The organism is Pseudomonas sp. ADPe (assembly GCF_014843515.1).
GTDB classification, from domain to species: domain Bacteria; phylum Pseudomonadota; class Gammaproteobacteria; order Pseudomonadales; family Pseudomonadaceae; genus Pseudomonas; species Pseudomonas citronellolis.
This window is the reverse complement of the sequence record NZ_CP062122.1, coordinates 249,799-261,903: the sequence shown is the minus strand read 5'-3', so window position 1 is coordinate 261,903 and position 12,105 is coordinate 249,799. Positions and strand designations below refer to the sequence as shown.

Here is a 12,105-nt window from a genome sequence, read left to right as displayed (position 1 = left end):
TCACCCCCGGGACCCACCATGCCCAACACCCCCGCCCTGATCATCATCGACATGCAAAAAGGCATGGCCAGCACACCGGTCCCCCGCAACAACCCCCACGCCGAAGCCCGCATCGCCGAACTCCTGGCCGCCTGGCGCGCGGCCGGGGCGCCGCTGCTGCACGTCCGGCACATCTCGCGCACGTCGGGCTCGCCGTTCTGGCCGGGGCAGCCGGGGGCGGAGTTCCAGGACGCGCTGGCGCCGCTGGAGCACGAGCAGGTGCTGGAGAAGAACGTCCCCGACGCCTTCGCCAACAGCGGCCTGGAGCGCTGGCTGCGGGTGCGCGGCATCGACACCCTGGTAATCGCCGGCGTCAGCACCAACCACTCGGTGGAAAGCACCGCGCGCAGCGCCGGCAACCTGGGCTTTCGCACCTTCGTGGTGGCCGATGCCTGCTTCGCCTTCGAACAGCGCGACTACCACGGCACCCTGCGCAGCGCCGAGGAGGTCCACGCCATGGCCCTGGGCAACCTGCAGGGCGAGTACGCCTGGGTGCTGGAGACCGCGCAGGCGCTGGGGATGGCGCGGGACGGCTGAGCAGCCGGTCGCCATCGTTCCCGCCGGCATTGATGCGCGGCGGTTTTTCGGGTATTTCCCCTGAAATTCCGATGCAAGGAATGGCTTTGTCATCTTGTGTCGTGAAAAAACAGTGTGTAGTTTTCACGGAGCGTGCAGTTTGTTAAGAAAGCGCGCGTTCGTGCCCGCTCAACCTCAGGAACCCACCACTACATGACGCTGCAAATCTGCATTCTGGAAACCGACATCCTGCGTCCCGAGCTGATCGACCAGTACACCGGCTACGGCTGGATGTTCCAGCAGCTGTTCGCCAAGCAACCGGTGCCCGCCGAGTTCAAGGTGTACAACGTGGTGGAGGGCCATTACCCGCCCGACAGCGAGCACTACGACGCCTACCTGGTGACCGGCAGCAAGTACGACTCCTTCGGCGACGAACCCTGGATCCGCACGCTCAAGGAGTACCTGCTGAGCCGCTACGAGCGCGGCGACAAGCTGCTGGGCGTGTGCTTCGGCCACCAGCTGCTGGCCCTGCTGCTCGGTGGCAAGACCGAGCGCGCCGACCAGGGCTGGGGCGTGGGCATCCATGACTACCGCATCGAAGAGCAGCCGCAGTGGATGCAGCCGCAACTGGACGACCTGACCCTGCTGGTCAGCCACCAGGACCAGGTCACCCAGCTGCCCGAAGGCGCCCGGCGCATCGCCAGCAGCGACTTCTGCCCGAACGCCGCCTACGCCATCGGTGACCAGGTGCTGTGCTTCCAGGGCCACCCGGAGTTCGTCGCCGACTACTCCCAGGCGATCCTCGACCTGCGCCGGGAAATCTTCAGCGAGCCGGTCTACCGGAAGGGCATCGACAGCCTCGACCGCGAGCACCAGGGCGCCACCGTGGCCGAATGGATGATGCGCTTCGTCCAGCTGGGCCGGAAAAAGGACGAGCAGAACGCCGCCTGAGCCCGCTGCGCCCACCAACGCCGCTCCCCGGAGCGGCGTTTTCGTTCGTGTGCCGAGGCAAACCGCCTTTCGTAGGAGCAACTGTCTGCGTCGAGGTGCTTTTCGTAGGATGGGTTGAGCTTGCGAAACCCATCGGGCCATGGTGATGGGTATCGCTCAACCCATCCTACGGGGCTTCCTGGAACTGTAGGAGCGGATCTCATCCGCGAATCGCGCCGGCACCTCCGGCTATCGCGGACAAGGTCCGCTCCTACGGCTCCAGGGACGCACGGGCGTAGGGCATTCCGCGCAGGATGCCATCCTACACAAGCGCTTTGGCGCGGCCGGCAGGTCAGAGCCAATCCGCCTGCTTGAAGCTGACGTACAGACCGATGCAGCCGATCACCAGCAGGCCCATCACCAGGAAGTAGCCGTAGTGCCAGTGCAGCTCCGGGATGTACTCGAAGTTCATCCCGTAGATGCCGGCCACCGCGGTGGGCAAGCCGAGGATCGCCGCCCAGGCGGCGAACTTGCGCTGCACCACGCTCTGCCGCGAGGACTCCAGCAACAGGCCGACCTCGATGGTCTGGCTGGCGATGTCGCGTAGCGAGTTGAGGTCTTCCAGCAGGCGGTTGACGTGGATCGCCACGTCGCGGAAGTAGGGGCGCATCTGCTTGTCGATGAAGGGGAAGTCCAGGCGCTGCAGCTCCTGGCAGATCTCCACCATGGGCGCCGCGTAGTGGCGCAGCTTGAGCACCTCGCGGCGCAGGCCGTAGATGCGCTCGATCTCCTCCTGGCTCAGCGAGGTGCGCAGGGCGCGCTGCTCCAGCACCTCGATCTCGCCGCGGATCTCCTCCACCACCGGCTCGTAGTTGCCGACCACGAAGTCGAGCAGGGCGTAGAGCACGAAGTCGGTGCCGTGGGCCAGCAGCAGCGGGCGCGCCTCGCAGCGCTGGCGCACCTGCGAGTACGACTGCGAGAAGCCGTGGCGGGCGCTGATGATGTAGCCGATGCCGGCGAACAGGTGGGTTTCCACGAACATCAGCCGGCTGTCCGCGCGCACCGGCGAGTAGATCACCATGAACAGCGCGTCGCCGAAGGTCTCCAGCTTCGGCCGGCTGTGCTTCTCCAGGGCGTCGGCGATCGCCAGCTCGTGCAGGTTGAACTGCTTCTGCAGGTTCATCAGCTCTTCCGGCGTGGGTTCCTGCAGGCCGGTCCAGACGGAGTGGTCGGGCTGGCAGGCCCAGCGATAGCCCGCCTCCAGCGGGATATCGGCGACCTTCTTGCCCTTGCAGTAGACGGCGGATGCGACGACTCGACCCATGGCGTGTTCTCCCGGCAGGCGGAGGCGGGCGGTGCCGGCGGGCGCCGGCGGCGATCTGCAAAGTATGGGCAAGCTGGCGCAGGCTGCCAGCGTGGGGCTCAGGAGTGCGGGCGCAGGCTCTGCTGCAGCACCGCCAGGGCGTTGGGCAGCACTTCGTTGAAACGCTGGAACAGCGCGCTCTTGTCCACGCCGTCCGGCTGGATGTTGCGGGTGAGCTGGAAGCCGCCGCTCAGGGCCAGCGCCACCAGGACCACGATGCTGTACAGGCCGATGCTGGCGAGGGCGCCGTTGCGCAGGGTGCGGGCGGTGGAGCGGTGCATGGCGAGGGCTGCCGGAAGTGGGAGTGGGGCCAGTTTCCCAGCAGTCTGGTCGATGGGATAACGAAGTTCGTTGCTTTCAACTATCGGTGGAATTGATGGTTTGCCGACCGCCGCGAGGGGGATGCGGCCTTGATGCGGGTCAAGGTTCGCGGTGCGGCCAGGCGTAACGTGGAAATGGACGGGAGCGCAAGGCAAGGCTTCCGAGGTACTCCACCGAGCAAGGAAAGATTCATGATTCGAGAAGTTGAAGGCGACATTCTGCTGAGCAAGGCCCAGGTCATCGCCCATGGCATCGCGCCCCAGGACCCGTTCGACAGCGGCCTGGCCCTGGCCCTGCGCGAGCGCTGGCCGTCGCTGGTCCGCGACTACCGTCATGCGGCCCATGCCTCGGCGCCCGCGCCGGGCTCCATCTGGGCCTGGTCGGGGGTGGACGCCGACGGTTCGACCCGCGGCATCGTCAACCTGCTCACCCAGGACATGCAGGGCAGCGGGCGTAGCGCCAAGCCGGCCAAGGCCAGTCTGGAGAACGTCGGGCACTGCCTGCGGGAGCTGGCGAAGTACGTCGAGGGGGAGGGCGTCCGCAGCCTGGCGCTGCCGTGCCTGGCCACCGGTGTCGGCGGGCTGGACTGGAAGGATGTGCGACCGTTGCTGGACAGGTATCTCGGCCATCTGGACATCCCCGTAGTGGTCTATGCGGTCTATCGCAAGGGAGTCGCCGCCGACGAGAAGCTCGGCTGAGGCGTGGCCGGCGGCCTGGCGCGTCCCGGAAGCGGGACGTGCGGGCCGTCGGAGTGCCGGCGAGCGCCGGTCAGCCCTGGTGGGCGGGGGTAGCGTCGTGCTGCTGGCTGGCGGTCCGCTCGGCCTGATGCTGCAGTGCGGCCTGGTTCAGGTTGACCATGCGGTTCTGCATCAGCGGCGATTCTTCGGCGAAGCCGGACTGGGCGCCGAGCAGAGTGGCGCTGGCGAGGAGGGCAGTGGCGATCAGTTGCAGTTTCATGATGAACACCTCGTTGGTTGCTTTTCCTGTGGGTTCATCAATAGGTTAACGCGCAATAATTTTTGAAAAAGACTGAACGGGCTTAATCAGTTTTGCCTTTTTCGTAACTATTCGAGGCGCCCCGTAGGAGCAACTGTCTTGCGCCTAGGTGCTCTTCGTAGGATGGGTTGAGCTTGCGAAACCCATGCGGTTGCGCTGATGGGTATCGCTTCGCTCAACGCCATCCTACGAAAAGCCGTGCTTCCTGGAACCGTAGGGCCCTGCCCGCGATTTCGCGCGCAGGGCGCGCTCCTACAGGGGAATGGCATCGGCGCTCGGGCTTTCCCCTCACCCCAGCCCTCTCCCGGAGGGAGAGGGGGCTAGTCCGCGCCGAGAGAAGGCCTGGTTTCAGCCGGCAACCCCTGTGCTAGCCGGCTGACGCCGAAACACCCATGTACTCCGAACGGTCCCCTCTCCCTCCGGGAGAGGGTTAGGGTGAGGGGGCCGCAGGCCTGCTCGCTCGATTCCGTCCCCCCTATGCGCTTCGTGAGGCACGGCATTTCCCCCGCACCTGTAAGCGGGCCCTGCCCGCGAAATCGCGCGCAGGGCGCGCTCCTACAGGGGAATGGCATCGGCGCTCGGGCTTTCCCCTCACCCCAGCCCTCTCCCGGAGGGGCCAGTCCGTGCCGAGAGAAGGCCTGGTTTCAGCCGGCAACCCCTGCGCTAGCCGGCTAACGCCGAAACACCAACGCACGCCGAACGGTCCCCTCTCCCTCTGGGAGAGGGTTAGGGTGAGGGGGTCGCAGGCCTGCTCGCTCGATTCCGTCCCCCCTATGCGCTTCGTGAGGCACGGCATTTCCCCCGCACCTGTAAGCGGGCCCTGCCCGCGAAATCGCGCGCAGGGCGCGCTCCTACAGGGGAATGGCATCGGCGCTCGGGCTTTCCCCTCACCCCAGCCCTCTCCCGGAGGGAGAGGGAGCCAGTCCGTGCCGAGAGAAGGCCTGGTTTCAGCCGGCAACCCCTGCGCTAGCCGGCTAACGCCGAAACACCAACGCACGCCGAACGGTCCCCTCTCCCTCTGGGAGAGGGTTAGGGTGAGGGGGCCGCAGGCCTGCTCGCTCGATTCCGTGCCTCTATGCGCTTCGTGAGGTACGGCATTTCCCCCGCACCTGTAAGCGGGCCCTGCCCGCGAAATCGCGCGCAGGGCGCGCTCCTACAGGGGAATGGCATCAGTGCTCGGGCTTTCCCCTCACCCCAGCCCTCTCCCGGAGGGAGAGGGAGCTAGTCCGTGCCGAGAGAAGGCCTGGTTTCAGCCGGCGATCCCTGTGCTAGCCGGATAACGCCGAAACACCCATGTACTCCGAACGGTCCCCTCTCCCTCCGGGAGAGGGTTAGGGTGAGGGGGCCGCAGGCCTGCTCGCTCGATTCCGTGCCTCTATGCGCTTCGTGAGGCACGGCATTTCCCCTGCACCTGTAGGAACAGTGGGGCGGCGTAGGAGCACCTCAGGCCAGGTGCTGCTTGTCCTTCTCGATGGCCTGGTCGAGGGTTTCCAGCAGTTGCCGGCGCACCTTCAGCTTGGTGTTGCGGTGCGCGGTCATGTTCAGCTTCTTCAGCTGCTGGGCGGCGGCGCGGGCGGTGTCCAGCAGTTCCTCGGCGCTCACCACCTTGTCCAGGAAGCCGGCGGCCATGGCCTCCTGCGGGGCGAACATCTCGGCGTTGATCACCGAACGGTTGAAGGCCGACTTGCGCAGGCGGTCGCGGGCCAGTTCGATGCCCACGTGATGCATGGTCATGCCGATGGCCACTTCGTTCAGGCCGATCTGGAAGGGGCCGTCGACGCCGATGCGGTAGTCCGCCGAGAGCAGCAGGAAGGCGCCCTTGGCCACCGCGTGGCCGGAGCAGGCGACGATGATCGGGTAGGGATGGGCCAGCATGCGCCGGGCCAGGGTCGAACCGGCGGCCACCAGGGCCACGGCGTTCTCCGGGCCGGAGGTCATCACCTTGAGGTCGTAGCCGCCGGAAAGGATGCCCGGCTGGCCGGTGAGGATCACCACCGCGCGGTCCTGCTCGGCACGGTCCAGCGCCTGGTTGAAGGCCTCGATCACGGCGGGGGAGATGGCATTCACCTTGCCGTTGGCGAGGGTCAGGGTGGCGACGCCGTCGTCGAGTTGATAGCTGATCAGTTCACTCATGGCAGGACATCCGGAAAAGGGGCGTGGCGCAGAACATACTGGCGGCCACGGCGACCGTAAAGCGCTGTGTCCGACCGGCCGGTCACCGCGGTTTTGCGACGGACTTCACTCTCCGATGGGCGAGCCGGTGAATTTCGCGGGGTGTGCGTGGAGGCGCGCAGGCCGTGCTGTTAAGCTGCCAGCACCGCCGTCCGTATCAATCCGCTTACAGGGAAGTCCTTCCGAATGTCGAAACTGCTCAAGTGGGGCCTGCTCGGCATCGTGGCCGTCGCGCTCATCATCAAGGTGTCGCTGTGGCTGTCCGTGCGCAGCATCGTCGACGACGCCGTGGCGCGCCTGTCGCCGATGGTGGAGATCACCTACGGCGGGATTTCCTCTTCCTTCGACGGCCGCGTCGGCCTGAAGAACGTGGAGATCCGCGTGCCGGCCGCCCGCGACAGCCTGAAGGTGGCCCATGCCCAGCTCAGGTTCAACGGCCTGCGCGAGCTGCTGAGCTTCAAGGAACGCCTGGCCGAGGGCAAGCTGCCCAAGCAGATGGCCATGGAACTCACCGGCGTCGAGCTACAGGTGCACGGCCCGTTCATGCAGGCGCTGTACCAGCAGCCGGCGGAGAGCAGCGTGTTCACCGCCATGAGCGAGGTGGCCTGCGGCAACATCCGCAACATCGGCTCCGACGAGCTGCTGCAGATGGGCTACCGCACCCTGGAGTCGGACATCGAGTTCTCCTACCTGTTCGAGCCCGGCGCGCAGAAGCTGACCTTCAACCTGCGCTCGGACGCCCGCGGCATGCTCGACACCCGCGTCGGCATGTCCCTGAGCAACGTCTCCGAACGCCCCGGCGACATGCGCGTGAACCCGCCGCGGGTGTCCCAGGTGACCGTCGAGCTGAACGACAACCAGTACCAGCGCAAGGTCCAGGAATTCTGCGCCGCGCGCCTGGGCGTCAAGCGCGAGGAGTACCTCAAGCAGGCCCTGGCGCAGTTCGACAAGGCCATGCGCAGCCAGCGCGTGGCGCTGGACCAGCCGCTGCTCGACGCCTACGCCCGCTACCTGGCCGACCCGCAGTCGCTGCGCCTGGAACTCAACCCCAGCGAGGGCATGACCTGGAGCGGGCTGCAGTTCTTCGAGGCCAAGGACGTGGTCGGCATGCTGCGCCCGGTGGTGCTGGTGAACCAGCAGGCGGTGAACCCGATCGGCTTCGCCTGGGTCGACCCGCTGAAGCACAAGGTCACCGCCGATTCGGCCACGCATAAGATTTCGGCCGAAGAAACGGTTGAGTCGGAGAAGAGAACGCAGCAATATGGCTTCGTCAGTATCGACAGCCTTGCCCAGTACACCGGCAAGCGCCTGCAGTTCATCACCTTCGATGGTGCCTATTATCAGGGTGTACTGCACAAGGTGGAGAACGGACGAGTCTATATCACGGTCCTCATGGGGACGGGCTCGGCCGAGATGAACCTCCGCCTGAACAAGATCAATCAGGTGCGCGTCGAGTTGTGAGACGCGCAAGAGGAGAGTGCAAGTGAGTGAGTCGTTGTCCATCCATCATGATGAGTCCAGCCACCAGTTCGTCACGACGGTGGACGGTCATCGTGCCTACCTGGCCTACATGGATCTGGGCAAGCAGACGCTGGACATCTACCGCACCTTCGTGCCCGACAGCCTGCGCGGCCGCGGCATCGCCGCGGCGCTCACCGAGCACGCGCTGCAATACGCCGAGCGCAAGGGCTACAGCGTGATTCCCTCCTGCTCCTACGTCGAGCGCTACCTGGAGCGCCATCCGCGCCACGCCGACCGCATGGCCTGAGCCGCCAGCACCCATGAAAACGCCGGGCATTGCCCGGCGTTTTTCGTTGCGTCCGATTCAGCCGCGCTGGCGCTTGGGCAGCACGTCCTTGAGCTTGGCGTGCATGCTGCGCACGGCCTTCTCGGTGGTTTCCCAGTCGATGCAGGCGTCGGTGACGGAGACGCCGTACTGCAGCTGGCAGAGGTCCTTCGGGATCGGCTGGTTGCCCCAGCCCAGGTGGCTTTCTACCATCAGGCCGACGATGGAGTTGTTGCCCTCGACGATCTGGTTGGCGACGTTGTCCATCACCAGCGGCTGCAGGGCCGGGTCCTTGTTGGAGTTGGCGTGGCTGCAGTCGACCATCACGTTCAGCGGCACCTTGGCCTTGTTCAGCTCCTGCTCGCACAGGGCCACGCTCACCGAGTCGTAGTTCGGCTTGCCGTTGCCGCCGCGCAGCACTACGTGGCCGTAGCGGTTGCCCTTGGTGGTGACGATGGAGACGCCGCCTTCCTGGTTGATGCCGAGGAAACGGTGCGGGCTGGAGACCGACTGCAGGGCGTTGATCGCCACGGTCAGGCTGCCGTCGGTGCCGTTCTTGAAGCCGACCGCGGAGGACAGGCCGGAAGCCATTTCGCGGTGGGTCTGGGATTCGGTGGTGCGCGCGCCGATGGCCGACCAGCTGATCAGGTCCTGCAGGTACTGCGGGGAGATCGGGTCGAGCGCCTCGGTGGCGGTGGGCAGGCCCATCTCGGCCAGGTCGCGCAGCAACTGGCGGCCGATGTGCAGGCCGTCCTGGATCTTGAAGGAGTCGTCCAGGTAGGGGTCGTTGATCAGGCCTTTCCAGCCCACGGTGGTGCGCGGCTTCTCGAAGTACACGCGCATTACCAGGAACAGGGTGTCGGCGACTTCGGCGGCCAGGACCTTGAGGCGCTCGGCGTATTCGTGGGCGGCCTTGACGTCGTGGATGGAGCAGGGGCCGATCACCACGAACAGGCGGTGGTCCTTGCCATCGAGGATGTCGCGGACGACCTGGCGGCCATGGGCGACGGTCTGCCGGGCGGCATCGGTCAGGGGGATTTCGCGCTTGAGCTGCTCCGGCGTGATCAGGGTCTCGTTGGAGGCAACGTTAAGGTCGTCGATCTGTAAATCAGCCATCGTGGTACTCAGTCAGGTCACGGGTGCCGGCCGCCAGGAACCCCCATGCGATGGGGCGCAGGCATGAATCTCGCTAAGGGGAAGTCGAACCTTAACGCGTCGGACGCCGGCTCGACAATGGGCAGGCAGCGGGAAAATGCCCGGATGACGGGGTTTGGCGCCGTTTCAGATGGCGCAGAACAGGGGGAAGTCGGCGGCGTTGCAGGCGATCCACTCCCGGGCGGTGTCTTCCACCGGCTGCGCCTGCCCGCTTTCGCGCTCGCGCTGGCGGCGGAAGTGCTCGATCTGGCAGACCTGTTCGACCATGCGCGCGCGGAACAGGGTGTCTTCGTCGAGGAAGGCCACGCCCACCAGATAGTCGTCGCTGAGCTTGCGGCTCCAGGCCACCACGCCGGGGTAGCGCGCGGCGTCGCCCAGCAGCGGGATGCGCAGCTCGACCGCGGTGCCGCGGCGGAAACCGCGCGGGGCGTTGCAGGCCACCCCGCCGAGGCTGATATTGTACAGGCGCTGGCGCGGCAGGAAGAGCTGCCTGCGGACCACCAGCTCCACCGGTAGATCACAGGGGTGACGCAGGAACTGTCGCATGACGGAAGGCTCCGACTGCAATCTTTTTGGCGTTGGCATTGGGCAAAGTATAGTGCCGTCGCTGGAACTCACCGACCTGGATGCCGATCACCGGTTGCTCGAATTGCCCGGCGACTCGCTGCTGGTGTTCAGCGCCGAGGGCTGCGCTTCCTGCCGCTGGGCCCGCGCGCAGTTGCCGGGCATGGGCCTGCCGGTGCGGCGCCTGTGCTGGGTCGATGCCGGGCGCAATGGCGGCCTGGTCGAGCGTTATGAAGTCTTCCACCTGCCGGCGCTGTTCCTGGTGCGCGACGGCGCCTTCCACGGCCGCCTCGACGCGCCCCTGCGCGCCGGCCCATTGGCCCAGGCCCTGCGCGCCGCGGCCTTGCGCATTCCCGAGGAGTTGCCCTGAATGACTGTTTCCCCCGTCCGCATCGGCGTGATCGGCACCGGCGCCATCGGCGGTTTCTACGGCCTGATGCTGGCCCGCGCCGGCTTCGACGTGCATTTCCTGCTGCGCAGCGAATACGCCGCGGTGGCCGAGCACGGCCTGCGCCTGAACAGCCAGGTGCACGGCGCGCTGAGCCTGGCGCCGGTGCAGGCCTACCACGACGTCGCCGACCTGCCGCCGTGCGACTGGCTGCTGGTGGGCGCCAAGACCACCAGCAACGCCGAGCTGGCACCGCTGATCGCCCGCGCCGCGGCGCCGGGCGCCAAGGTCCTGCTGCTGCAGAACGGCCTGGCGGTGGAGGAGGGCCTGCGCCCGCTGCTGCCGGACGCGCTGCACCTGCTCGGCGGGCTCTGCTACATCTGCGTGCACCGCTCCGCGCCGGGAGTGATCGAACACCAGGCCCTGGGTGCGGTGCACCTGGGCTACCACAGCGGGCCGGCCGCCGCTGCCGCCGGCCAGGCCATCGCCGAGGAGGGCGCGGCGCTGTTCCGCCAGGCCGGGCTGGATTCCGTGGCGATGCCGGCGCTGGAGCACGCGCGCTGGCAGAAGCTGGTGTGGAACGTCCCCTACAACGGCCTGTCGGTGCTGCTCGACAGCGGCACCCGGGCGCTGATGGCCAACGCCGACAGCCGCGCGCTGATCGCCGCCATCATGGACGAGGTGATGGCCGGGGCGGCCGCCTGCGGCCATGAGTTGCCGGCCAGCTACCCGGCGGCGATGCTGAGCGCGACCGAACGCATGCCCGACTACCTGCCGAGCATGTACCACGACTTCGCCCAGCGCCGGCCGCTGGAGCTGCAGGCGATCTACGACGCGCCCCTGGCCGCGGCGGCCGCCGCCGGGGTGGCGATGCCGCGCATCGAGGCGCTGCAACGGGCGCTACGCTTCATCGACGCGCGCAACCAGGCGCGCTGATCCATCACGGGGGAACGGGCAATGGGCAAGGGGCTGGGCGACAAGCTGGTGGTGGCGATCTCCTCGCGGGCGCTGTTCGACTTGGACGAGAGCCACCGCATCTACGAATCCGAAGGCGTGGAGGCCTACCGGCAGTACCAGATCGCCCACGAGGACGAGGTGCTGCAGCCCGGCGACGCCTTCGCCCTGGTGCAGAAGCTGCTGGGGCTCAACGAGATGCTCGGCCGGCAATTGGTGGAAGTGGTGCTGGTCTCGCGCAACAGCGCCGACACCGGCCTGCGGGTGTTCAATTCCATCCAGCAGCACGGCCTGGGCATCTCCCGCGCGGCCTTCGTCGGCGGGCGCAGCCCTTATCCCTACCTGGCGGCGTTCGGTTGCCACCTGTTCCTCTCCACCCACGTCGAGGATGTGCGCAGCGCCCTGGAGAACGGCTTCGCCGCGGCCACCATCCTCTCCGCCGGGGCCCGCCGCGAGACCGCCGGCGAACTGCGCTTCGCCTTCGACGGCGACGCCGTGCTGTTCTCCGACGAGGCCGAGCGGGTGTTCCAGCAGGGCGGCCTGGAGGCCTTCCAGACGCGCGAGCAGGCGTCCGCCCGCGAGCCATTGGGCGGCGGCCCGTTCAAGCCCTTCCTGGCGGCGCTGAACCGCGTGCAGCAGGCCTTCCCCCAGGAGTCCTGCCCGATCCGCACGGCGCTGGTCACCGCGCGCTCGGCGCCGGCCCACGAGCGCGTCATCCGCACCCTGCGCGAATGGGACATCCGCCTGGACGAATCGCTGTTCCTCGGCGGCCTGGACAAGTCGGCGTTCCTCGAGGCCTTCAGCGCCGACGTGTTCTTCGACGACCAGCCCGGGCATTGCGAGCGGGCCAGGGAGGTGGTCGCCACCGGCCACGTGCCCCACGGCGTCAGCAACGAGCCGCAGACGGCCAGCTAGCGCGGC

At 67.1% G+C, this 12,105-nt stretch carries 14 protein-coding genes; 8 read left to right on the top strand and 6 right to left on the bottom strand.

Features of this window, described 5'->3' with window-relative positions:
- Positions 1-18 precede the first annotated feature (18 nt).
- Both IG194_RS01125 and IG194_RS01120 read left to right on the top strand, forming a co-directional pair.
- Positions 19-576: a cysteine hydrolase family protein gene (locus IG194_RS01125; RefSeq protein WP_058490173.1), complete on the top strand. Its 558-nt coding sequence runs from the start codon at positions 19-21 to the stop codon at positions 574-576.
- 192 nt (positions 577-768) lie between these two features.
- Positions 769-1,506, top strand: a complete 738-nt coding sequence (locus IG194_RS01120; protein ID WP_058490172.1) for an amidotransferase — start codon at positions 769-771, stop codon at positions 1,504-1,506.
- 331 nt (positions 1,507-1,837) lie between these two features.
- Here IG194_RS01120 and IG194_RS01115 read toward each other — a convergent pair whose 3' ends face one another.
- Positions 1,838-2,809 (bottom strand): magnesium and cobalt transport protein CorA, encoded by a 972-nt coding sequence (locus IG194_RS01115; protein WP_058490171.1) that lies wholly within the window; start codon positions 2,807-2,809, stop codon positions 1,838-1,840.
- Positions 2,810-2,907: 98 nt separating this feature from the next.
- Positions 2,908-3,129, bottom strand: coding sequence for a hypothetical protein (locus tag IG194_RS01110; protein ID WP_058490170.1), 222 nt, complete (start codon positions 3,127-3,129; stop codon positions 2,908-2,910).
- Between the two features lie 231 nt (positions 3,130-3,360).
- Here IG194_RS01110 and IG194_RS01105 point away from each other — a divergent pair, with 231 nt between their 5' ends.
- A complete protein-coding gene (locus IG194_RS01105; RefSeq protein WP_009618837.1) occupies positions 3,361-3,867 on the top strand; it encodes a macro domain-containing protein in 507 nt (168 codons plus the stop codon).
- A 70-nt stretch (positions 3,868-3,937) separates the two neighbouring features.
- Here the strand turns inward: IG194_RS01105 and IG194_RS01100 are convergent, their stop codons facing one another.
- Together IG194_RS01100 and IG194_RS01095 are read right to left on the bottom strand one after the other, a co-directional pair.
- Positions 3,938-4,126 carry a hypothetical protein gene (locus IG194_RS01100; protein ID WP_009618839.1) on the bottom strand — a complete coding sequence of 63 codons (189 nt, stop codon included), beginning with the start codon at positions 4,124-4,126 and terminating at the stop codon, positions 3,938-3,940.
- 1,482 nt (positions 4,127-5,608) lie between these two features.
- The gene (locus IG194_RS01095) at positions 5,609-6,298 is read right to left on the bottom strand and encodes a crotonase/enoyl-CoA hydratase family protein (protein WP_058490169.1); all 690 of its coding nucleotides are present in this window, start codon (positions 6,296-6,298) and stop codon (positions 5,609-5,611) included.
- Positions 6,299-6,523: 225 nt separating this feature from the next.
- Between IG194_RS01095 and IG194_RS01090 the strand changes: the two genes are divergently transcribed.
- Both IG194_RS01090 and IG194_RS01085 read left to right on the top strand, forming a co-directional pair.
- Complete coding sequence (locus tag IG194_RS01090; protein WP_058490168.1) at positions 6,524-7,798, top strand: hypothetical protein; 1,275 nt, start codon at positions 6,524-6,526, stop codon at positions 7,796-7,798.
- A 22-nt stretch (positions 7,799-7,820) separates the two neighbouring features.
- Positions 7,821-8,105 carry a GNAT family N-acetyltransferase gene (locus IG194_RS01085; RefSeq protein WP_009623398.1) on the top strand — a complete coding sequence of 95 codons (285 nt, stop codon included), beginning with the start codon at positions 7,821-7,823 and terminating at the stop codon, positions 8,103-8,105.
- A gap of 57 nt (positions 8,106-8,162) precedes the next feature.
- On the opposite strand, the gene IG194_RS01080 is transcribed toward IG194_RS01085, so the two are convergent.
- Both IG194_RS01080 and IG194_RS01075 read right to left on the bottom strand, forming a co-directional pair.
- Positions 8,163-9,239, bottom strand: coding sequence for a 3-deoxy-7-phosphoheptulonate synthase (locus IG194_RS01080; RefSeq protein WP_058490167.1), 1,077 nt, complete (start codon positions 9,237-9,239; stop codon positions 8,163-8,165).
- 165 nt (positions 9,240-9,404) lie between these two features.
- Positions 9,405-9,824 (bottom strand): PilZ domain-containing protein, encoded by a 420-nt coding sequence (locus IG194_RS01075; RefSeq protein WP_058490166.1) that lies wholly within the window; start codon positions 9,822-9,824, stop codon positions 9,405-9,407.
- Between IG194_RS01075 and IG194_RS01070 the strand changes: the two genes are divergently transcribed.
- From IG194_RS01070 to IG194_RS01060, 3 genes are read left to right on the top strand one after another with little or no spacing between them, the layout of a single operon-like run.
- Entirely contained in the window at positions 9,823-10,212 is a 390-nt protein-coding gene (locus IG194_RS01070; RefSeq protein WP_009623296.1) for a thioredoxin, read from the top strand. The two genes, IG194_RS01075 and IG194_RS01070, sit on opposite strands and share 2 nt — an antisense overlap.
- A complete protein-coding gene (locus tag IG194_RS01065; RefSeq protein ID WP_058490165.1) occupies positions 10,213-11,166 on the top strand; it encodes a putative 2-dehydropantoate 2-reductase in 954 nt (317 codons plus the stop codon).
- 21 nt (positions 11,167-11,187) lie between these two features.
- Positions 11,188-12,099 carry a 5'-nucleotidase gene (locus IG194_RS01060; RefSeq protein ID WP_043272087.1) on the top strand — a complete coding sequence of 304 codons (912 nt, stop codon included), beginning with the start codon at positions 11,188-11,190 and terminating at the stop codon, positions 12,097-12,099.
- Positions 12,100-12,105 lie beyond the last annotated feature (6 nt).